This window comes from Cupriavidus sp. GA3-3, from assembly GCF_000389805.1.
GTDB lineage: Bacteria > Pseudomonadota > Gammaproteobacteria > Burkholderiales > Burkholderiaceae > Cupriavidus > Cupriavidus necator_D.
In genome coordinates this window covers 47,143-68,116 of the sequence record NZ_KB944460.1, presented here as the reverse complement: position 1 = coordinate 68,116, position 20,974 = coordinate 47,143, and the positions used below count along the sequence as shown (strand labels likewise).

At 66.0% G+C, this 20,974-nt stretch carries 19 protein-coding genes; 12 read left to right on the top strand and 7 right to left on the bottom strand.

The window, feature by feature from the left end:
- Positions 1-31: 31 nt before the first annotated feature.
- From C265_RS00350 to C265_RS00325, 6 genes are all read right to left on the bottom strand, one after another.
- Positions 32-331: a hypothetical protein gene (locus C265_RS00350; RefSeq protein WP_010810059.1), complete on the bottom strand. Its 300-nt coding sequence runs from the start codon at positions 329-331 to the stop codon at positions 32-34.
- Positions 332-373: 42 nt separating this feature from the next.
- Positions 374-1,168, bottom strand: coding sequence for a peptidylprolyl isomerase (locus C265_RS00345; RefSeq protein WP_010810058.1), 795 nt, complete (start codon positions 1,166-1,168; stop codon positions 374-376).
- Between the two features lie 4 nt (positions 1,169-1,172).
- Positions 1,173-1,487, bottom strand: a complete 315-nt coding sequence (locus tag C265_RS00340) for a BolA family transcriptional regulator (protein ID WP_010810057.1) — start codon at positions 1,485-1,487, stop codon at positions 1,173-1,175.
- Between the two features lie 40 nt (positions 1,488-1,527).
- Positions 1,528-2,067, bottom strand: coding sequence for a septation protein A (locus C265_RS00335; RefSeq protein ID WP_010810056.1), 540 nt, complete (start codon positions 2,065-2,067; stop codon positions 1,528-1,530).
- 38 nt (positions 2,068-2,105) lie between these two features.
- A complete protein-coding gene (gene msrB, locus C265_RS00330; protein WP_010810055.1) occupies positions 2,106-2,570 on the bottom strand; it encodes a peptide-methionine (R)-S-oxide reductase MsrB in 465 nt (154 codons plus the stop codon).
- Positions 2,571-2,686: 116 nt separating this feature from the next.
- Entirely contained in the window at positions 2,687-4,258 is a 1,572-nt protein-coding gene (locus C265_RS00325; RefSeq protein WP_010810054.1) for a YdiU family protein, read from the bottom strand.
- A gap of 458 nt (positions 4,259-4,716) precedes the next feature.
- On the opposite strand from C265_RS00325, the gene C265_RS00320 reads away from it, so the two are divergent.
- The 6 genes from C265_RS00320 (at position 4,717) to C265_RS00295 (ending at position 11,671) form a co-directional block, all read left to right on the top strand.
- Positions 4,717-6,342, top strand: coding sequence for a 3-(methylthio)propionyl-CoA ligase (locus C265_RS00320; RefSeq protein ID WP_037023305.1), 1,626 nt, complete (start codon positions 4,717-4,719; stop codon positions 6,340-6,342).
- 139 nt (positions 6,343-6,481) lie between these two features.
- Entirely contained in the window at positions 6,482-7,732 is a 1,251-nt protein-coding gene (locus C265_RS00315) for a branched-chain amino acid ABC transporter substrate-binding protein (RefSeq protein ID WP_010810052.1), read from the top strand.
- A 190-nt stretch (positions 7,733-7,922) separates the two neighbouring features.
- Positions 7,923-8,870, top strand: a complete 948-nt coding sequence (locus C265_RS00310) for a branched-chain amino acid ABC transporter permease (protein WP_010810051.1) — start codon at positions 7,923-7,925, stop codon at positions 8,868-8,870.
- 4 nt (positions 8,871-8,874) lie between these two features.
- Entirely contained in the window at positions 8,875-10,188 is a 1,314-nt protein-coding gene (locus tag C265_RS00305) for a branched-chain amino acid ABC transporter permease (RefSeq protein ID WP_010810050.1), read from the top strand.
- On the top strand, positions 10,185-10,958 hold the full coding sequence (locus C265_RS00300; RefSeq protein ID WP_010810049.1) for an ABC transporter ATP-binding protein: 774 nt from the start codon (positions 10,185-10,187) through the stop codon (positions 10,956-10,958). Before C265_RS00305 ends, C265_RS00300 begins: the two co-directional genes overlap by 4 nt.
- Entirely contained in the window at positions 10,958-11,671 is a 714-nt protein-coding gene (locus tag C265_RS00295) for an ABC transporter ATP-binding protein (RefSeq protein ID WP_011615132.1), read from the top strand. Before C265_RS00300 ends, C265_RS00295 begins: the two co-directional genes overlap by 1 nt.
- On the opposite strand, the gene C265_RS00290 is transcribed toward C265_RS00295, so the two are convergent.
- The gene (locus C265_RS00290) at positions 11,646-13,235 is read right to left on the bottom strand and encodes an amino acid permease (RefSeq protein ID WP_052181573.1); all 1,590 of its coding nucleotides are present in this window, start codon (positions 13,233-13,235) and stop codon (positions 11,646-11,648) included. The two genes, C265_RS00295 and C265_RS00290, sit on opposite strands and share 26 nt — an antisense overlap.
- Before the next feature lie 489 nt (positions 13,236-13,724).
- Here C265_RS00290 and C265_RS00285 point away from each other — a divergent pair, with 489 nt between their 5' ends.
- From C265_RS00285 to C265_RS00260, 6 genes are all read left to right on the top strand, one after another.
- Positions 13,725-15,806 (top strand): 3-hydroxyacyl-CoA dehydrogenase NAD-binding domain-containing protein, encoded by a 2,082-nt coding sequence (locus tag C265_RS00285; RefSeq protein ID WP_010810046.1) that lies wholly within the window; start codon positions 13,725-13,727, stop codon positions 15,804-15,806.
- Between the two features lie 30 nt (positions 15,807-15,836).
- Positions 15,837-16,481, top strand: coding sequence for a bifunctional nicotinamidase/pyrazinamidase (pncA, locus tag C265_RS00280; RefSeq protein ID WP_010810045.1), 645 nt, complete (start codon positions 15,837-15,839; stop codon positions 16,479-16,481).
- A 47-nt stretch (positions 16,482-16,528) separates the two neighbouring features.
- A complete protein-coding gene (locus C265_RS00275) occupies positions 16,529-17,707 on the top strand; it encodes an acetyl-CoA C-acyltransferase (RefSeq protein ID WP_010810044.1) in 1,179 nt (392 codons plus the stop codon).
- A complete protein-coding gene (locus C265_RS00270; RefSeq protein ID WP_010810043.1) occupies positions 17,707-18,153 on the top strand; it encodes a PaaI family thioesterase in 447 nt (148 codons plus the stop codon). The genes C265_RS00275 and C265_RS00270 overlap by 1 nt, the downstream gene beginning before the upstream one ends.
- A 111-nt stretch (positions 18,154-18,264) precedes the next feature.
- Positions 18,265-20,127 carry an acyl-CoA dehydrogenase gene (locus C265_RS00265; RefSeq protein WP_010810042.1) on the top strand — a complete coding sequence of 621 codons (1,863 nt, stop codon included), beginning with the start codon at positions 18,265-18,267 and terminating at the stop codon, positions 20,125-20,127.
- A 46-nt stretch (positions 20,128-20,173) separates the two neighbouring features.
- Complete coding sequence (locus C265_RS00260) at positions 20,174-20,956, top strand: SDR family oxidoreductase (RefSeq protein ID WP_010810041.1); 783 nt, start codon at positions 20,174-20,176, stop codon at positions 20,954-20,956.
- Positions 20,957-20,974 lie beyond the last annotated feature (18 nt).

The following is a 20,974-nucleotide window of genomic DNA, read 5'->3' as shown; positions in this document are numbered from 1 at the left end:
GCGCTACGACCTGCGCCGGTGAAGGCAGGTTTCAGCCGGCAAGCGGAGGGAGCAGGCGTGAACTCCACGACGCATAGGCATAAGTCAGCATCCGCCCGGCTTCAAAACCAGGGGGCGCCCTGATCTCGCCGCGAGCCTCCTTGTAAGCCACCACGGCGTGCAGGATCTTCTCGGGCGCGTAACGGTCACGCAACGGGAGATAGGGGTGGAGCTGGCGCCAGCCGGGGGCGGCGCCGTCCAGGGTCGCCCAGGCCAGTGCGCAATAGCACATGCCCCGGGACGAGAGATGCCAGAGTTGCCAGTAGCGGCCAGTCGACTCCACGCGCTGCATCCTTGAATCTTGCAGGACCGGCGGGGGCGACCGGACCGTGCCTTACTGGATCTTGGCCTTGTCCTTGAGTGACTTCATCATGGCCTGGAACTGCTCGCGCTGCCAGTTCTGGTCCCCCATCAGCATCTGCGTGAGCTGCGGTTTGACCTCTTCGAACGACGGGATCTTGGCGTCGCGCACGTCGACCAGTTCGATGATATGCCAGCCGAACTGGGTCTTGACCGGGGTATCGGTCAGCTGGCCCTTTTTCAGGCCGGTCATGGCAGCCGAGAACTCAGGGACGTAGCTGCTGCTGTTGGCCCAGTCCAGGTCGCCGCCGTTGGCGGCCGAGCCCGGGTCCTTGGACGAGGCCTTGGCCATGTCCTCGAACTTGGCGCCGCCCTTGATCTTGGCGATGATCGCCTTGGCGTCGGCTTCCTTTTCCACCAGGATATGGCGGGCGTGGTATTCCTTGCCGTTGCCGAACTGCGACTTGATCTTGTCGTACTGCTTGCGCAGCTCGGCGTCGCTGGCGCCGTGGGTCTTAACGTAGTCTTCGAACACTGCGCCGGCCAGCACGTTCAGGCGGGCCTGTTCCAGTTGTTCCTGCACGTCGTCGCGCTGGGTCAGGCCGCGCTTGTTGGCTTCCTGCACGAGCAGTTCGCGGTCGATCAGCATGTTGCGCGCGCGCGAGCGCAGCTCCGGGTTGTCGGGCTGGCCGGTGCCGGCGATCAACTTGTCCAGCTTTGCCGATGAAATGGCCTTGCCATTCACGACGGCGGCATTCTGGGCGATGGCCGGCAGGCTGCCGGCAGCAAGCACAGCCGCCAGGCTGAACGAGAGGACGGTGGTCTTCATGGAATCAGGTCTGAGAGTTGCTGGAAGAATCGCGTGATGATGCGCGGGATTGGTACTCTTGGTCGGTGAACGCAGTCACGGCAAGTGCGTGGATCTGCGCGGGGAACAGACCGCGCAGCGCATCATACACCATGCGGTGTCGCGCAACCCGGCTGTGACCCGTAAAGCGCTCGCTGACGATTGTCACGTCGTAATGTCCGCCGCCGGATGCGGCGCCGGCGTGTCCGGCGTGCAGCGCGCTGTCGTCGCGCACGGCCAGGTGGCTGGGGGCGAGCGCTTCGCGCAGCATCGCCTCGATAGTGGCGGGATCGGCTGCCATCAATGGTTTCCTTCGGTTCGGGGGTGCGGGGACGGGGCCGTCAGTCCTGGCTGTTCTCGGGCATGTGGCGCGACAGCCAGACACTCTGGGCGACGATGAACACCAGCATCAGCCCCATGCTGCCGAACAGCTTGAAGTTGACCCAGGCCTCGGTCGAGAACTGGTAGGCCACGTACAGGTTCAGCACGCCCATGGCGGCAAAGAAGCCGGCCCAGGCGGCGTTCAGGCGCGCCCACACCGGGTCGGGCAGGGTCACCTGTTTTTCCATCATGGCGCGGATCAGGTTCTTGCGCCAGCCGATCACCGAGCCCAGCAGCCCCACCGCGAACATCCAGTAGAGCACGGTCGGCTTCCACTTGATGAAGGTCTCGTTGTGCAGCACCAGCGTGGCACCGCCGAACACCGCGATGATCAGCAGGCTGACCCACTGCATCGGCTCGACCTTGCGGTGGCGGAACCAGACCCAGCCGATCTGCAGCACGGTGGCGCCAATGGCCACGGCGGTGGCGGTGTAGATGTCAGCCAGCTTGAAGGCGGCAAAAAACAGGATGACCGGGAACAGGTCGAACAGGAATTTCATGCGGTACCAGGTTGTGTCCGGCGTGCTTGCCGGAGCATTCAGCGCTGCGGGTCGCGCCGGGGGTTGTCGTCGCTGCCGGCGGCGTGGGCATCATCCGCCGCACGCTGTGCCGGGTCGCGATCATCGAATTTTAGCGCAGCCGAGTTGATGCAATAGCGCAGGCCGGTCGGGGCGGGGCCATCCTCGAAGACATGGCCGAGATGGCTGCCGCATTCCTTGCAGCGTACCTCCACCCGCGTCATGCCGTGGCTGTGGTCGACGTGCTCGGCAATCACCTCGCCGTTGATGGCGCGGAAATAGCTGGGCCAGCCGCAGCCGGCATCGAACTTGGTGGCGGATTCGAACAGCGGCGTGCCGCAGCCCACGCAGTGGTAGATGCCGTTGTCCCAGTGGTCCCAGTAGCGGCCGGTGAACGGGCGCTCGGTGGCGGCCTCGCGGGTCACGCGGTATTCGATGTCGGAGAGTTGTTCACGCCACTCGGCGTCGGTCTTGGTGGTGGTCATGGTCTTGTCCTCGCAGGGCTTCCTCGGATGGGTTCCTCAGTTAAGGCATTGGTCGTGCGAACTGCGCGAACCTTACACCGGCAGGCGCCGGCGTGCAGGGCACGGATCACATGACGTCACGACGAGCAACTGACTTCCAGGCCGGAGGCCCAGTCCGGCGGCAGCGCCGCGTAGTGCTCTGCTTCCGGCTGCTCGTCGAAGGGGCGCGACAGCACTGCCAGCAGGCGATCCACTTCGGTGAAGTCCTTCTCGCGTGCGTGCCGGATCGCGGTTTCGGCCAGGTGGTTGCGCAGCACGTACTTGGGGTTGACTGCCAGCATTTCCAGTTCGCGCGCGGCATCGTGCGACTGCTCGGCGCGCAGGCGCACGCGATAGTCGGCCACCCATGCGTCGAAGGCGGCGCGGTCCAGGAACAGGTCGCGCACCGGCGCGTCGCGCGAGGCATCGGTGGACGAAATGCCGCACAGCTTGCGCCAGAACAGCGTGTAGTCCACGCGCTGGCCGTGCAGCAGCTGGAACAGGCTGGTCAGCAGCGGCTCATCGCTCTTGTCATCGCCGCCGGCGGGCGGGCGCAGGCCCAGCTTGGCGCGGTAGTGGCGGAAGAATGCCGCGGCATAGCGGTCGCGGAACGGGTCCAGCGCCGCGCGCGCGGCTGCCACGGCAGCGTCGCGCGCGCCTTCCTGGTCGGCATCCTCTGGCGGCAGCCACAGCGGCAGCAGCGCCTGCGCCAGGCAGTGCAGGTTCCAGAATGCCACCTGCGGCTGCTGGCTGTAGGCGTAGCGGCCCTGCGCGTCGGAGTGGTTGCAGATATGGTTGGCGTCGAACGCGTCGAGGAAGCCAAATGGGCCGTAGTCGATGGTCAGGCCCAGGATCGACATATTGTCGGTGTTCATCACGCCGTGGCAGAAGCCCACCGCCTGCCAGTGCGCGATCAGGTCGGCGGTGCGCAGCGAGACCTCGCGCAGCAGCGCCTGGTAGGGCTGGGCGTCGTCGCGGCACGCGGGCATGAAGTTGTCGATGACGAAATCCGCCAGCTTGCGCAGCGCGGCGACGTCGTCGTGCGCGGCGAAATGCTCGAAGTGCCCGAAGCGGATAAAGGTCGGCGACAGCCTGGTCACCACCGCGGAGGTTTCGATGGTCTCGCGCCGCACCGGCGCGTCCGAGCCCATGATAGACAGCGCGCGCGTGGTCGGCACGCCCAGTGCGGCCATGGCTTCGGAGCAGAGGTACTCGCGGATCGACGAGCGCAGCACCGCGCGGCCATCGGCCATGCGCGAGTAGGGCGTCAGGCCCGCGCCCTTGAGCTGGATTTCCCACGGGCCGGTGGCGGTCTCGGCCTGCGCCAGGCGGATGGCGCGGCCGTCGCCGAGCTGGCCAGCCCAGACCCCGAACTGGTGCCCGGAATAGACCGTGGCGAGCGGGTCGGCCCAGTCCGGCACCTGGTTGCCGATAAAGGTCTCGATGAAGTCCTGCTGGCTGCCGATGCCGGCATCCCAGCCGAGCAGGGCCGCAGCGGCCGGCGCCACCCCCACCAGGTAGGGCGCTGGCAGCGGCGTCGGGCGCAGCCGCGTGAAGAACTGCGCGCCGAGTTCGGCAAAGCCGGGCGCGGTGCGCCAGGGCGCGGACAGCGTTGCCGGCGTGGCTGCGTCGGAGGGCTGCGGAGCTTGTGACTGGGGCGTGTCTGGCATCGCGTAGGGGCGCCTCGGGGCGCAAGGGGCGGTGCGAATTCCGTGCGCTCGTCCATGTGCGGCGAACCGCGTAAAAGGCGGTGCGGCGCGGCATGCCGGGGGCACGAAAATGCGGTGGTGGCTAGGGAAAACGACATGTTGAGGTGCAACATGCCACGCAGTATTGTACGTCCTCAACGGCACTCGACCGCTCGACCGAGTTAATGCCGCCATGCACCGCACGGTTATTTTCCTCCTTCAGTGCGCACATGAATCCGGTGCATGGGCTTTTCGCAGAATTGCGGCCCCGAATTCGATGGCAATGCCGGCGGCAACCCCGACGGCAATACACAACAACAGTACGGCAGTGCACAACGAGATCGGCCGGACGCCGATTTGGTGCATGGAAACGACCGACAAAAAATAGTACGGTTGTTCGTTTTCAGGCGAATCACACAAGACTTTCAGGAGGCAGGTTCATGGCATTGATGGGTCAAATGATGAGCGCGCCGCTGCTCATTTCCTCCATCATCAAACACGCCGCGCGTTATTACGGCAGCACCGAGATCGTCTCGCGGCGCACGGAGGGCGACCTGCATCGCTACACGTACCGCGATTGCGAACTGCGCGCCCGCAAGCTGGCGCAGGCGCTCGGCGCACTGGGCGTGAAGCAGGGCGAGCGCGTCGGCACGCTGGCCTGGAACGGCTACCGCCACCTCGAGATCTACTACGGCGTGTCCGGCATGGGCGCCGTCTGCCATACCATCAACCCGCGCCTGTTTCCCGAGCAGATTGCCTATATCGTCAACCATGCGGAGGACGGCTATGTCTTCTTCGACCTGACCTTCCTGCCGCTGGTGGAAGGCGTGGCGCCGCATTGCCCCAACGTCAGGGGCTGGGTGGCGATGACCGACCGCGCGCATATGCCGGCCGAATCCAAGGTGCCGCTGCTGTGCTACGAGGAGCTGGTCGACGCGCAGGACGGCGACTACGAATGGCCGCAGTTCGACGAGAATCTGGCGTCGAGCCTGTGCTACACCTCGGGCACCACCGGCAACCCCAAGGGCGCGCTGTACTCGCACCGCTCGACGGTGCTGCACTCGTACGCGTCGGCACTGCCCGACGCGCTGGGCTGCTCCGCCAGCGACGTGATCCTGCCCGTGGTGCCGATGTTCCACGTCAATGCCTGGGGCCTGCCGTACTCGGTGCCGCTGGTCGGCGCCAAGCTGGTGCTGCCCGGTGCCAAGCTGGACGGGGCGTCGATCTATGAACTGTTCGAGCAGGAAAAGGTGACCTTCTCCGCCGGCGTGCCGACGGTGTGGCTCGGCCTGCTCCAGCACGTGCAGTCGAACAAGCTGAAGTTCTCCAGCTTCCGTCGCACCGTGATCGGCGGCTCGGCCGTGCCGCCCGCGATGACCCGTGCGTTCGAGGCGCTGAACGTCGAAGTGATCCATGCCTGGGGCATGACCGAGATGTCACCACTTGGCACGGCGTGCAAGCTGCTAGCCAGGCACGAAGCTCTCTCTGACGCGGATCGCCACAAAATCCAGGAAAAGCAGGGCCGCGTGATCTTCGGTGTGGACATGAAGATTGTCGACGGCGAAGGCAAGGAGCTGCCATGGGACGGCAAGGCCTTCGGCGACCTGATGGTGCGCGGCCCATGGGTCATCGAGCAGTATTACCGCAATGGCACCAGCCCCCTGGCCGACGGCTGGTTCCCGACCGGCGACGTGGCCACCATCGACGCCGATGGCTTCATGCAGATCACCGACCGCAGCAAGGACGTGATCAAGTCCGGCGGCGAATGGATCTCGTCGATCGATATCGAGAACGTCGCCGCCGCGCACCCCGCGGTGCATATGGCGGCCTGCATCTCGGCCTACCACCCCAAGTGGGATGAACGCCCGCTGCTGGTGGTGGTGAAGAAGCCCGGCGCCGAAGTCACCCGCGAAGAACTGCTGCAGTTCTTCGATGGCAAGGTCGCCAAGTGGTGGATCCCGGACGACGTGGCCTTTGTCACCGAGATCCCGCTGACAGCCACCGGCAAGATGCAGAAGCTCAAGCTGCGCGAGCAGTTCAAGGACTACAAGCTGCCGACTGCCTGACGCCGGCACGCGCTTTCCGGTGCGCCATGCCTGCTTGCGGCATGGCGTGTTCGGGGCGGCTGCAAGGCGTGGCATGGAGGACGCCGCGCAGCCAGCCAAATTCGACGACAAGCCAACGACAAGAGTGAAGGAGACAGGTATGACCAAAATGCGTCCGCTGGTGGCCGGTGTGGCCGTGTTTGCCGCACTGGGTTCTGCGCTGGTTTCAGGTACCGCACTCGCGGATACGGTGAAGATTGCCTTCATTGACCCGCTATCGGGGCTGATGGCTCCCGTTGGGCAGAACCAGCTCAAGAGCTGGCAGTATGTCGCCGACATCGCCAACCAGAAGAACTGGGCCGGCGCGCACAAGTTCGAGGTGGTGGGTTTCGACAACAAGCTGTCGCCGCAGGAAAGCCTGACCATCCTCAAGCAGGCGGTCGACCAGGGCATCCGCTATATCGTGCAGGGCAACGGCTCGTCGGTCGGGCTGGCGCTGCAGGACGCGGTGGCCAAGCACAACGAGCGCAATCCGGGCAAGGAAATCGTCTACCTGAACTACGCCGCGGTGGACCCGGACATGACCAATTCCAAATGCAACTTCTGGCATTTCCGGCTCGACGCCAACTCGGACATGAAGATGGAGGCGCTGACCACCTTCCTGGCCAAGGACCCGAACGTCAAGAAGGTCTACCTGATCAACCAGAACTACTCGTTCGGCCACCAGGTGGCGCGTGCCGCCAAGGACTACCTGAAGCGCAAGCGCCCGGACATCCAGATCGTCGGTGAAGACCTGCACCCGCTGGCCCAGGTCAAGGACTTTGCCCCGTACGCGGCCAAGATCAAGGCCTCCGGCGCCGATACCGTGATCACCGGCAACTGGGGCAGCGACCTGGCGCTGCTGATCAAGGCGGGCAAGGATGCCGGCCTGACCACCAACTACTACACCTACTACGCCGGCACCACCGGCGTGCCCACGGCGATGGGCGCCACCGGCGCCGAGCACGTCAAGTATGTCGGCTACTACAACCCCAACAACAAGGGGTTCAAGGGGGCTGATGTCATCGAGGGCTTCAAGAAGAAGTACAACGACGACTTCTACGTGATGGCCTCCTACACCGGCATTGCCATGCTGTCCAAGGCCTTCAAGGACACCGGCTCGACCGATCCGATCAAGGTCGCCAAGGCGCTCGAGGGCATCAAGGTCGACAGCATGAACGGCACGGTCGAGATGCGCAACTCGGACCACCAGGCGCAGCAGCCGCTGGTGGTCGCCACCTGGACCAAGGTGGATGGCAAGGAAATCAAGTACGACCAGGAGAACACCGGCTACGGCTGGAAGACCAACGCGCTGATGGACCAGTACGTGTCGGCCCAGCCGACCTCCTGCCAGATGAAGCGGCCGGGCTGATCCTGTCCGTGACGGGCCGGCCACGCTGACAAAGTGGCCGCCCGATCCTGCATACTTTCAGTCTTTTTCGGTCGATACCGGGGAGCGTCCGGGGCGGGCAACCGCCCCCGGAGGGGGACGCTCACCCTCAATCCAACCGGACGGACGCCGGCATGCCCACGCATGGCGGCGCCAGCTTGAAGGACACGCTGTGGAATTCTTCGTCATCTCACTGCTGAACGGCATCAGCTACGGGCTGCTGCTGTTCATGCTGTCATCGGGCCTTACGCTGATCTTCAGCATGATGGGCGTGCTCAACTTTGCCCATGCCAGCTTCTACATGCTGGGCGCCTACTTCGCCTACACCATCGCCAGCAAGGTCGGGTTCTGGCCGGCGCTGATCTTCGCGCCGCTGCTGGTGGCCGGCGCGGGCGCGCTGGTGGAGCGCTTCGGCCTGCGCACGGTGCACAAGTACGGCCACGTGGCCGAGCTGCTGTTCACCTTCGGCCTGGCCTACCTGATGGAAGAGGGCGTCAAGCTGGTGTGGGGCCTGGCGGCGGTGCCGTACCGGATCCCCGCGGAGCTGGACGGGCCGCTGTTCACGGTGTTCACCTCGTCCTTCCCCAAGTACCGCGCCTTCATGATGCTGGTGTCGCTGGGCATGCTGGTGGCGATCTACCTGGTGCTGACGCGTACCCGCATCGGGCTGGTGATCCAGGCCGCGCTGACGCACCCGGAAATGGTCGAGGCGCTGGGTCACAACGTGCCGCGCGTGTTCATGATGGTGTTTGGCGGCGGCGCCGCGCTGGCCGGGCTGGCGGGAGTGATCGGCGGCAATGCCTTTGTCACCGAGCCATCGATGGCCGCGGCGGTCGGGTCGATCGTGTTCGTGGTGGCGGTGGTGGGCGGCATGGGATCGCTGGTGGGCGCCTTCATTGCGTCGATCCTGATCGGCGTGCTGCAGACCTTCGCGGTCACCATCGACGCCTCGCTGGCGGGCCTGATGACCAGCCTGGGGCTGGCGGTCAGCGAAGCCACGCCGTTCTATTCCTTGTGGAAGCTCACGGTGGCCCAGGTGGCGCCGGTGCTGCCGTACCTGCTGCTGGTGGTGATGCTGATCTTCCGCCCGCGTGGACTGATGGGAACCCGGGAGAGCTGACACCATGGAGCAAGCGATGCAACAACCCCGCGAGCCGGTGGTGACCGGCCGCACCCTGCGCTACCGCCCGCTGAACCTGGCGCGCTGGATCATCTGGAGCCTGACCGTGCTGGTCATGCTGGTGCTGCCGCTGATCTTCACCGGGGGCTTCGCCATCACGCTGATGTCGCAGATGGGCATCATGATCATTTTTGCGCTGTCGTACAACATGCTGCTCGGGCAGACCGGCATGCTGTCGTTCGGCCACGCGGTCTACTCCGGCCTGGGCGCGTTTATCGCCGTGCATGTGCTGAATATGGTCGGGGCGGGCAAGGTCTGGCTGCCGGTGTCGATGCTGCCGCTGGTGGGCGGCCTGGCCGGCGCCTTCTTCGGCGTGATCTTCGGCTACGTCACCACCAAGAAGTCCGGCACCACCTTTGCCATGATCACCATGGGCATCGGCGAGATGGTGTTCGCCAGCTCGCTGATGTTTCCGGAGTTCTTCGGCGGCGAGGGTGGCATCTCCACCAACCGCGTGGTCGGCGATCCGTTCCTGGGCATCACCTTCGGGCCCGGGCGCCAGGTCTACTACCTGATCGCGGCGTGGTGCCTGCTGTCGATGGTGGCGATGTACGCCTGGACGCAGACGCCGCTGGGCCGCATCGCCAACGCCGTGCGCGACAACCCCGAGCGGGTCGAGTTCATCGGCTACAACACCCAGCGCGTGCGCTACCTGGTGCTGATCCTGTCGGCGTTCTTCGCCGGTATCGCCGGGGCGCTGGGCGCCATCAACTTCGAGATCGTCTCGGCCGAGAACGTCAGCGCGGTGCGCTCCGGCGGCGTGCTGCTGGCGGTGTTCATCGGTGGCGCGGGCGTGTTCTTCGGGCCCATCATCGGCGCGGTGGTGTTCGTGCTGTTCGCGGTGGCGCTGTCGGACCTGACCAAGGCCTGGCTGCTGTACCTGGGCCTGTTCTTCGTGCTGATGGTGATGTTCGTGCCGGGCGGGCTGGCCAGCCTGCTGCTGATGCAGGTGCCGCTGCTGGGCAAGGGCAAGCTGGGCCGCATGCTGCCGTCCTACGCGCGTGCCGGCGGCGCCGCCGTGGTGCTGCTGCTGGCCATGATCCTGACGGTCGAGCTGGTCTACAAGGTGCAGGTCGACAGCGCCAACGGCACCACGATGTCGCTGTTCGGCGTCGGCTTCGATGCCGCAACCTGGACGCCATGGCTGGCGGCGGCCGCGCTGTGGGCGGCTGGCCTGTTCGCGTGGCGCCTGGCGGCGGCGCGGGTGCGCAGCGCGTGGGACAAGGTACAGATGGAAATCGCAGGAGGCAGGCCATGACAGCGGCACTGGAACTGACCGATGTACGCAAGAAGTTCGGCCAGACGGAAATCATCCGCGGCGTGAACCTGAGCATCCCGAAGGGCGAGCGCCATGCGCTGATCGGGCCCAATGGCGCAGGGAAGTCGACGACCTTCAACCTGATTTCCGGCCGGTTTGCGCCGAGCAGCGGGACCGTGCGGCTCAATGGCGCGGAGATCGGCGGGCTGCAGCCGTTCGTGATCAACCGCATGGGGCTGTCGCGCAGCTTCCAGATCACCAACATCTTCCATCGGCTGTCGGTGTTCGAGAACCTGCGCTGCGCGGTGCTGTGGTCGCTCGGCTACAAGTATTCGTTCTGGCACCGGCTCAAGGGCCTGCGCGACACGCGCGAGCGCGCGGAGGAGGTGCTGGAGCTGATCGGCATGCAGCACCGCCGCGACAGCCAGGCGGGCCTGCTGACCTATGCCGAGCAGCGTGCGCTGGAGATCGGCATCACCATCGCCGGCGGCGCCGAGGTGATCCTGCTGGACGAGCCCACCGCGGGCATGAGCCGCTCCGAGTCCGATCACGCGGTGGAGCTGATCCGCAAGGTCACCGTCGGCAAGACGCTGGTGATGGTGGAGCACGACATGAGCGTGGTGTTCGGCCTGGCCGACCGCATCTCTGTGCTGGTCTACGGCGAAGTGATCGCCACGGACACCCCGCAGGCCATCCGCAACAACCGCAAGGTCAAGGAAGCCTACCTGGGCACAACCCTCGACGAGGAAGCCACCGAAGGAGCGCACTGATGGGCAAGCGCATGCTGAACGTCCAGGGCCTGCACGCCTACTACGGCAAGAGCCATATCCTCCACGGCGTGGACGCGCATATCGACGAAGGCGAGATCGTCGCGCTGCTGGGCCGCAACGGGGTGGGGCGCTCGACCATGGCCAAGGCCATCCTCGGCATGGTCAAGGCCGAGGGCTCGGTGCGGTTTCGCGACGAAGAGATCCTGGGGCGGCGCACCTTCGAGATCGCGCACCTCGGGATCGGCTATGTGCCGGAGAACCGGGATATCTTTCCGACGCTGACCGTGCGGCAGAACCTGCTGCTGGGCGAGAAGCGCAACCCACGGCAGGCCAGGCCGCGCTGGACCGTCGAGGACATGTTCAACATGTTCCCGCGGCTGAAGGAGCGCGAGAACACCTCGGCCGGCGTGCTCTCCGGCGGCGAGCAGCAGATGCTGACGTTGTGCCGCACGCTGATGGGCGACCCCGACCTGGTGCTGATCGACGAACCGACCGAAGGCCTGGCGCCGATGATCGTGGCCCTGGTCGGGGACTACCTGAAGACGCTGAAGGAGCGGGGTATTTCCGTGCTGCTGATCGAGCAGAAGCTGGCGATCGCGCTGGATATTTCCCAGCGCGTCTACGTGATGGGGCACGGGCATATTGTGTTCGAGGGGACGCCCGCGGAACTGAAGGCCAACTCGCAGATCAGGAAGGAGTGGCTGGAGGTTTGACTTCGGCCACTGTGCGCTCCCCTTGCCAACTGTGTGCTCCCTCTCCCGCTTGCGGGAGAGGGCCGAAAACTGCCGGCTTTGGCAAGTCAAACGGCATATCCTCATAGTCGATCAGCCGCGACTTCTTCACCGCCCGGTACCCCCACCACAGCGCCAGGAACGCCGGCACGCCGATATAGGTCGCCACGATCTCCGGCCACCGGTTCGGAATATCCGCAAACGCCTGGTAGTTCTGCCCGGCCACGATCACCACGCACAGCACCACGGTAAAAATGGGGCCGAAGGGATAGAGCGGCGAGCGGTAGGCCAGCATGCCAACGTCATAGCCCTGGTGCACCAGCCCGCGACGGAAGCGGTAATGGCTGATGGCAATGCCCAGCCAGGCAAAGAAGCCGGTCATGGCCGAGGTGTTGAGCAGCCACAGGTAGACCGCCTTGTCCCCGAACAGCGAACTGAAGAAACACAGCGCGCCCACGGCGGTGGTGGCCAGCAGCGCATTGAACGGCACGCCGCTCACGGTCAGCTTGCCGAACGCGCGCGGCGCGCGGCCGCTGACGGCGAGGCCGTAGAGGATCCGGGTCGATACATACATGCTGGAGGTGCCGGCCGAGAGCAGCGCGGTCAGCACCACCGCGTTCATCAGCCCCGCAGCAAAGGCCAGGCCGGCGTGGCGGAACACCAGTGCAAACGGACTCACGCCCACGTCGGTGACGTCGTTGCGCAGCAGGCTGGGATCGGTATAGGGAATCAGCACCCCGATGATCAGGATCGCGACCACATAGAACAGCAGGATGCGCCAGAAGGTCTGCCGGATCGCGCGCGGGATGGTCCTGGCCGGGTTCTCCGCTTCGCCGGCGGCCACGCCCACCGTTTCCGTGCCCTGGAAGGAGAAGCCCGCGATCATCGCCACGCCGATCATGGCCGGGATGCCGCCGACAAAGGGCGCGTCACCCATGGTGAAGTTGTGCCAGCCAGACTGCGGGCCGCCTTTCATGATGCCGAAGATCATCAGCAGGCCCACGCCCAGGAACACGATCACGGTCACCACCTTGATCAGCGCGAACCAGTACTCGGCCTCGCCGAAGCCGCGCACCGAGAACGCATTGAGCCCGAACATCAGCAGCAGGAACGCGGCGCTCCAGACCACGCCGGGCATTTCGGGGAACCAGTACTGCATCACCAGCTGCGCCGCGGTCAGTTCCACGGCGATGGTCACCGCCAGGCTGAACCAGTAGTTCCAGCCCAGCGCGAAGCCGAAGCCTTCGTCGACATAGAGCGCGCTGTAGGTGACGAAGGAGCCGGCCACCGGCATATGCACCGCCAGCTCGCCCAGGCTGGTCATCAGGCAATAGACCATCAGCCCGAGCAGCATATACATCAGCAGCGCGCCGCCGGGGCCGGCCTGCGCGATCGAGGCGCCCGAGGCCACGAACAGCCCGGTGCCGACCGCGCCGCCGATGGCAATCATGCTCAGGTGGCGGGCCTTGAGCCTGCGCTTGAGGTGGTCGTGCTCGACCACCGGGTGCTGGTGCTCGTGGGCGTGGGAATGTGAGGGGGAAGACATCAGGGTCGCTGGACCTTCCGCCGATCCGGCATCTTGTGGAACCCGGACGGCAAAAAACGAAAAGCCGCGAGTTTACAGGGTCGGCCCGCGCGATTTGTCCGTGTCGGCCAAATAAAGTCCGATACTGGTTTAGAGGCGGCACTCAGTCGCACTCGGCAAGTGCTTTATCCGCCATGGCGGGACGATTTAGCACCGCGTCAGGCGCCCCGCCATGCATCGCGGTCAGGGGCGGCATTAGCGCCGCGCATGTCGCCGGAAAAGTCCGAAAATTAAAATTGAACGACCGTGCTATTTTGTGTATGCTTGTTTCGCCCAGGCGCCGGAAGGCGTTGCGGGACGCGGGAAAGCGGCAGGTCGGGCGGAGGGTTTACCCGCTCATGACGGCAGCCTCCCGCAACAGTCGCCGGCCGCTGCCGGCCGCGCCGTGCAGTAAAAATTGAATTCGAGAATTCGAATCCCGAGACAACTTTTGACACCAAAGGAACCAGCATGACAGCGCAGTATCAGGTTCAGGACGGCGTAGCCGTCATCACGCTCGACAATCCCCCTGTCAACGGCCTGGGTCACAGCACCCGGCTTGGCATCGTCGAAGGCATGACCCGTGCGCTGGACGATGCCGCCGTCAAGGCCATCGTCATCACCGGCGCTGGCAAGGCTTTCTCGGGCGGCGCCGACATCCGTGAATTCAATACGCCCAAGGCCATGCAGGAGCCGACGCTGCACTCGGTGATCCGCGTGCTGGAAGGCTCGTCCAAGCCGGTCGTGGCCGCCGTGCACTCGGTCGCCATGGGTGGCGGCCTGGAGCTGGCGCTGGGCTGCAACTACCGCGTGGCGTCCAAGGGCGCCCAGATCGCGCTGCCGGAAGTGAAGCTGGGCCTGCTGCCGGGCGCCGGCGGCACGCAGCGCCTGCCGCGCGTGATCGGCCTGGAGGCCGCGGCCAACATGATCGTGTCGGGCACCCCGGTGCTGTCCGAGAAGTTTGCCGGCACCAAGCTGTTCGATGAAATCGTCGACGGTGACGTGCTGCCCGCCGCGGTCAAGTTCGCGCAGAACGTTGGCGCCGCCACCGGCCCGCATCCGAAGGTGCGCGACCTGAAGGTGCGCCACGAGAACCCCGAAGGCTACCTGGGCTTTGCCCGCAATACCGTGGCCGCGATGGCCAAGAACTTCCCGGCGCCGCTGAAGTGCCTGGAAGCGGTGGCCGGCTCGCTCAAGCCGTTCGAACAGGGCCTGAAGCAAGAGCGCGAGGGCTTCCTCTACCTGGTCACCACGCCGGAATCGCGCGCGCTGCGCCACGCCTTCTTTGGCGAGCGTGCCGCCAGCAAGATCCCCGATGTGCCCGAAGGCACGCCGACCCGCAAGATCGAGAAGGTCGCCGTGATCGGCGCCGGCACCATGGGCGGCGGCATCAGCATGAACTTCCTCAACGCGGGCATCCCGGTCACCATCCTGGAAACCAAGCAGGAAGCGCTCGACCGCGGCGTCGGCATCATCCGCAAGAACTACGAGAACAGCGCCAAGAAGGGCAAGCTCACGCAAGAGAAGGTCGAGCAGCGCATGGGCCTGCTCAGTACCACGCTGTCCTATGACGACCTCAAGGACGCCGACCTGATCATCGAGGCCGTGTTCGAAGAGATGGGCGTCAAGGAGACCGTGTTCAAGAAGCTGGATGAAGTCGCCAAGCAAGGCGCGATCCTGGCCTCGAACACCTCCACGCTGGACGTCAACAAGATCGCCTCGTTCACCAAGCGTCCGCAGGACGTGGTCGGCATGCATTTCTTCAGCCCGGCCAATGTGATGAAGCTGCTGGAAGTGGTGCGCGGCGAGAAGACCGGCAAGGACGTGCTGGCCACGGTCATGCAGGTCGGCAAGAAGATCAAGAAGACCGCGGTGGTGTCGGGCGTTTGCGACGGCTTTATCGGCAACCGCATGATCGAGCAGTACAGCCGCCAGGCTGGCTACCTGCTGGACGAAGGCGCGCTGCCGGAGCAGGTCGACAAGGCCATCGAGAAGTTCGGCTTTGCCATGGGCCCGTTCCGCATGGGCGACCTGGCCGGCAACGACATCGGCTGGGCCATCCGCAAGCGCCGCGCGGTGGACAAGCCGGAGATCCAGTATTCCAAGACCGCCGACCTGCTGTGCGAGATGGGCCGCTTCGGCCAGAAGACCGGCGCGGGCTGGTACGACTACAAGGCGGGCGACCGCAAGCCGTACCCGAACCAGCAGGTCAACGACATGATCGTGCAGCACTCGAAGGACCTGGGCATCACGCGCCGCAAGATCTCTGACGAAGAGATCGTCGAGCGCCTGGTGTTCGCGCTGGTCAACGAAGGCGCCAGGATCCTGGAGGAAGGCATTGCTTCCAAGGCCTCGGATATCGACATGGTGTACCTGACCGGCTACGGCTTCCCGCTGTTCCGCGGCGGCCCGATGCTGTACGCGGACCAGGTCGGCCTGTACAACGTGGCGCTGTCGATGAAGCGCTACGCCAAGGGCTACCACGGTGAAGCGTGGCAGGTCGCGCCGCTGCTGCAGAAGCTGGCGGACGAAGGCAAGGGCTTCAACGGTTAATACCGCCACATGGTTCAGCCTGGAGCTGAGATGAACACCACCATCGGACCGGACGATTGCCTGCTGGTGATCGACGTGCAGAACGACTTCATGCCGGGCGGCGCGCTTGCCGTGCCCCACGGCGATGAAGTGGTGCCCGTCATCAACCGGCTGGCTCGTGCGTTCGGTCATGTGGTGCTGACGCAGGACTGGCATCCCGTCAGCCACGTCTCGTTCGCGGCCAACCATGCGGGCACGCAGCCGTTCCAGACGCTGGCGCTGCCGTATGGCGAGCAGGTGCTGTGGCCGGTGCACTGCGTGCAGGGCACGCCCGGCGCTGCGCTGCATGCGGGCTTGCACGTGCCGCATGCGCGGCTGGTGATCCGCAAGGGCCACCATGCCGACGTGGATAGCTACTCCGCCTTCCTGGAGGCGGACCGCACCACGCGCACCGGGCTGGCCGGCTACCTGCGCGAGCATGGCGTCAAGCGCGTGTTCTGCGCGGGTCTGGCGACGGACTACTGCGTGGCCTGGAGCGCGCTCGATGCACGCGCCGCGGGCTTCGCGGCCGCGGTGATCGAGGATGCCTGCCGCGCCATCGACCTGGAAGGGTCGCTGGCCAAAGCATGGCAGGACCTCGGCGCCGCCGGCGTTGCGCGCGTCACGTCCGCTGAACTGCTCAAGGGCCAGGGCTGAACCGAACCACCGAACTGAACGACACAAGAGATTCCGAGGAGCAAGACATGAACGAAGCAGTCATCGTATCCACCGCGCGGACCCCGCTGGCCAAGAGCTGGAAGGGCGCCTTCAACATGACCCACGGCGCCACGCTCGGCGGTCATGCCGTCCAGCACGCCATTGCCCGCGCCAAGATCGAGGCCGCCGAAGTGGAAGACGTGCTGATGGGCTGCGCCAACCCGGAAGGTGCCACCGGCGCCAACATCGCACGCCAGATCGCACTGCGCGCCGGCTGCCCGGTGACCGTGCCCGGCGCCACCGTCAACCGCTTCTGCTCGTCCGGCCTGCAGACCATCGCCATGGCCGCGCAGCGCGTGATCGCTGATGAGGGCGACATCTTCGTCGCCGGCGGCGTGGAAAGCATCTCGTGCGTGCAGCAGGAGATGAACCGCCATATGGTCCAGGAAAGCTGGCTGCTGAAGAACAAGCCGGAAATCTACTGGAACATGCTGCAGACCGCCGAGAACGTGGCCAAGCGCTACAACATCTCGAAGGAGCGCCAGGACGAGTACGGCGTGCGCAGCCAGCAACGCGCCGCCGCCGGGCAGGAAGCCGGCAAGTTCAAGGACGAGATCGTGCCGATGACGGTGCTGGCGGGCGTGGCCGACAAATCGACCGGCCAGCTGGTGACCAAGGAAGTCACCGTCTCCGCCGACGAGGGCATCCGCGCCGATACCACGCTGGAAGGCGTGTCCAAGATCCGCAGCGCGGTGCCGGGTGGCGTGATCACCGCCGGCAATGCCTCGCAGTTCTCGGACGGCGCTTCGGCAGCGGTGGTGATGAATGCGCGCGTCGCCGAGGCCCGCGGCCTGCAGCCGCTGGGCGTGTTCCGCGGCTTTGCCGTGGCTGGCTGCGAGCCGGACGAGATGGGTATCGGCCCGGTCTTTGCTGTGCCCAAGCTGCTGAAGAAGGCCGGCCTGAAGGTCGACGACATCGGCCTGTGGGAGCTGAACGAAGCCTTCGCCGTGCAGGTGCTGTACTGCGCCGACACGCTCGGCATCCCGATGGACCGGCTGAACGTCAACGGCGGCGCCATCGCCGTGGGCCACCCCTACGGTGTGTCGGGCGCGCGCCTGGTCGGCCATGCGCTGATCGAAGGCAAGCGCCGCGGCGTCAAGTACGTGGTGGTGACCATGTGCATCGGCGGCGGCCAGGGCGCGGCCGGCCTGTTCGAAGTGCTCTGATGTCGGCTGCGGGCACCGCGCGGGCCACGCCCGCCGACATGCTCGCCTGGGGCCGGGAGGTGCTGGCCAGCCAGCCCTTCTCGGTCCTGGTCGGCACCGAGCTGGCGGCGTTGTCGCCGGGCAAGGCTGAGTTGCGCCTGCCGATCCGTCAGGACCTGCGGCAGCAGCACGGCTTCCTGCACGGCGGCGTGGTCAGCTACCTGGCCGACAATGCGCTGACCTACGCGGGCGGCGCGGCCATGGCGGTGCCGGTCGTGACATCCGAGTACAAGATCAACTACGTGCGCCCGGCGATCGGCGAGCTGCTGGTCGCCCGCGCCGAATGCGTCAGCGCCGGCCGCCAGCAGGCGGTGGTGCGCTGCGACGTGTACGTCGTCAGGGATGGCGAGGAGAGGCTCTGCGCGGTGGCGCAGGGAACGATCGCGCGCCTTGGCGAAGGCGCCTGAGCGGCACGCAGGGAAGGGCGCGGCAGCGCCCTTTTTTGACCGCGCCCGGCGCCTCCCATGCTAGCAAAAAGAACTCGCGGCACGCCACGCAGTGCGCCGCATGGAGACACCATGTCGATGATCCTATCCCGCCGCGACCTGAATTTCGTGCTGTACGAATGGCTCAAGGTCGACGAGCTCACGCGCATCCCGCGCTATGCCGACCACTCGCGCGAGACTTTCGACGCCGCGCTGGACACCTGCGAGAAAATCGCCACCGACCTGTTCGCGCCGCACAACAAGAAGAACGACCAGCAAGAGCCGCATTTCGACGGCGAGACCGTCAGCATCATCCCCGAGGTCAGCACCGCGCTGAAGGCCTTCTGCGAGGCCGGCTTGATGGCCGCCGGCCAGGACTACGAACTGGGCGGCATGCAACTGCCGGTGGTGGTCGAGAAGGCTGGCTTTGCCTACTTCAAGGGTGCCAACGTCGGCACCAGCTCGTACCCGTTCCTGACCATCGGCAACGCCAACCTGCTGCTGGCGCACGGCACGCCGGCGCAGGTCGAGACCTTCGTCAAGCCGGAGATGGACGGTCGCTTCTTCGGCACCATGTGCCTGTCCGAGCCGCAGGCGGGCTCGTCGCTGTCGGACATCACCACGCGCGCCGAGTACGAGGGCGAATCGCCGCTGGGCGCGCAGTACCGGCTGCGCGGCAACAAGATGTGGATCTCTGCCGGCGAGCACGAGCTGTCGGAAAATATCGTCCACCTGGTGCTGGCCAAGATCCCCGGCCCGGACGGCAAGCTGATCCCGGGCGTGAAGGGCATCTCGCTCTTCATCGTGCCCAAGTACCTGGTCAATGAAGACGGCTCGCTGGGCGAGCACAACGACGTGGTGCTGGCCGGCCTGAACCACAAGATGGGCTACCGCGGCACCACCAACTGCCTGCTCAACTTCGGCGAAGGCATGAAGTACCGGCCGGGCGGCAAGGCCGGCGCGATCGGCTACCTGGTGGGCGAGCCGCACAAGGGCCTGGCCTGCATGTTCCACATGATGAACGAGGCGCGCATCGGCGTGGGCCTGGGCGCGGTGATGCTGGGCTATACCGGCTACCTGCACGCGCTGGACTACGCGCGCAACCGCCCGCAAGGCCGCGCGGTCGGCCCCGGCGGCAAGGATGCGGCCAGCCCGCAGGTGAAGCTGGTCGAGCACGCCGATATCCGCCGCATGCTGCTGGCGCAGAAGAGCTATGTCGAAGGCGGCCTGGCGCTGAACCTCTATTGCGCGCGCCTGGTCGACGAGGAAGAGGCCGCTGCGGCCGCCGGCGACCAAGCCGCGCATGCGCGCCTGGCGCTATTGCTCGATATCCTGACCCCGATCGCCAAGAGCTGGCCGTCGCAATGGTGCCTGGAGGCCAACAACCTGGCGATCCAGGTGCATGGCGGCTACGGCTATACGCGCGAGTACAACGTCGAGCAGTTCTACCGCGACAACCGCCTCAACCCGATCCACGAAGGCACGCACGGCATCCAGGGCCTGGACCTGCTGGGCCGCAAGGTGGTGATGAAGGACGGCGCCGCCTTCAAGCTGCTGGGCGAGCGCGTGCAGGACACCATCACCCGCGCGCTCGCCGCCGGCAATGCCGAGTTGTCGCAGCAGGCAGGCGCCCTCGGCACCGCCACCAAGCGCCTGGCCGAGGTCACGCAGGCGCTGTGGAGCGCGGGCGACCCCAACGTGACGCTGGCCAATGCCTCGGTCTACCTGGAGGCCTTCGGGCACGTGGTGGTGGCGTGGATCTGGCTGGAACAGGCACTGCTGGCGCAAGCCGCGCTGCCGCGCGCGAACGGCAAGGAAGACGAGGACTTCTACCGCGGCAAGCTGGCCGCGGCGGCCTACTTCTTCCGCTGGGAGCTGCCCAAGGTCGGCCCGCAGCTGGCGCTGCTCGAGTCGCTCGACCGCACCACGCTCGACATGCAGGACGCGTGGTTCTGAGCGGCGCTTGCCCATCCCCGAACACTACAGAACGAAGGAAGACAATATGCGTACCATCCAGCAACTGTTTGACCTGAAGGGCAAGACCGCGCTGATCACCGGCGGCTCGCGCGGGCTTGGCCTGCAGATTGCCGAGGCGCTGGGCGAGCAGGGCGCGCGCCTGGTGCTGTCGGCGCGCAAGGCCGACGAGCTGCAGGCGGCGCAGGCGCACCTGAAGTCGCTCGGCATCGAGGCCGACTGGATCGCCGCCGACGGCTCGCAGGAGTCGGAGATCGCGCGCCTGGCCGACGAGGCCATCGCGAAGCTGGGCCACGTCGACATCCTGGTCAACAACGCCGGCGCCACCTGGGGCGCCCCGGCCGAAGACCATCCGGTCGAAGCCTGGGACAAGGTGATGAACCTGAACATCCGCGGCCTGTTCCTGCTGAGCCAGCGCATCGGCAAGCTGTCGATGATCCCGCGCCGCTACGGCCGCATCATCAACGTGGCGTCGATCGCGGGGCTGGCCGGCAACCCGCCGGGCAGCATGGAGACCATTGCCTACAACACCTCCAAGGGTGCGGTGGTCAACTTCACGCGCACGCTGGCGGCCGAGTGGGGCGAGCACAACATCACCGTCAACGCGCTCGCGCCGGGCTTCTTCCCGTCGAAGATGACCAAGGGCTCGCTCGAGCGCATGGGCGTTGAGGCCATGTGCGCCGGCGTGCCGCTGCACCGCCTGGGCGACGACGAGGACCTGAAGGGCGCCGCGCTGCTGTTTGCCAGCGACGCCGGCAAACACATCACCGGCCAGATCCTGGCGGTGGACGGCGGCGTCAGCGCGGTCTGAGCCGGGCAGGGCGCATTC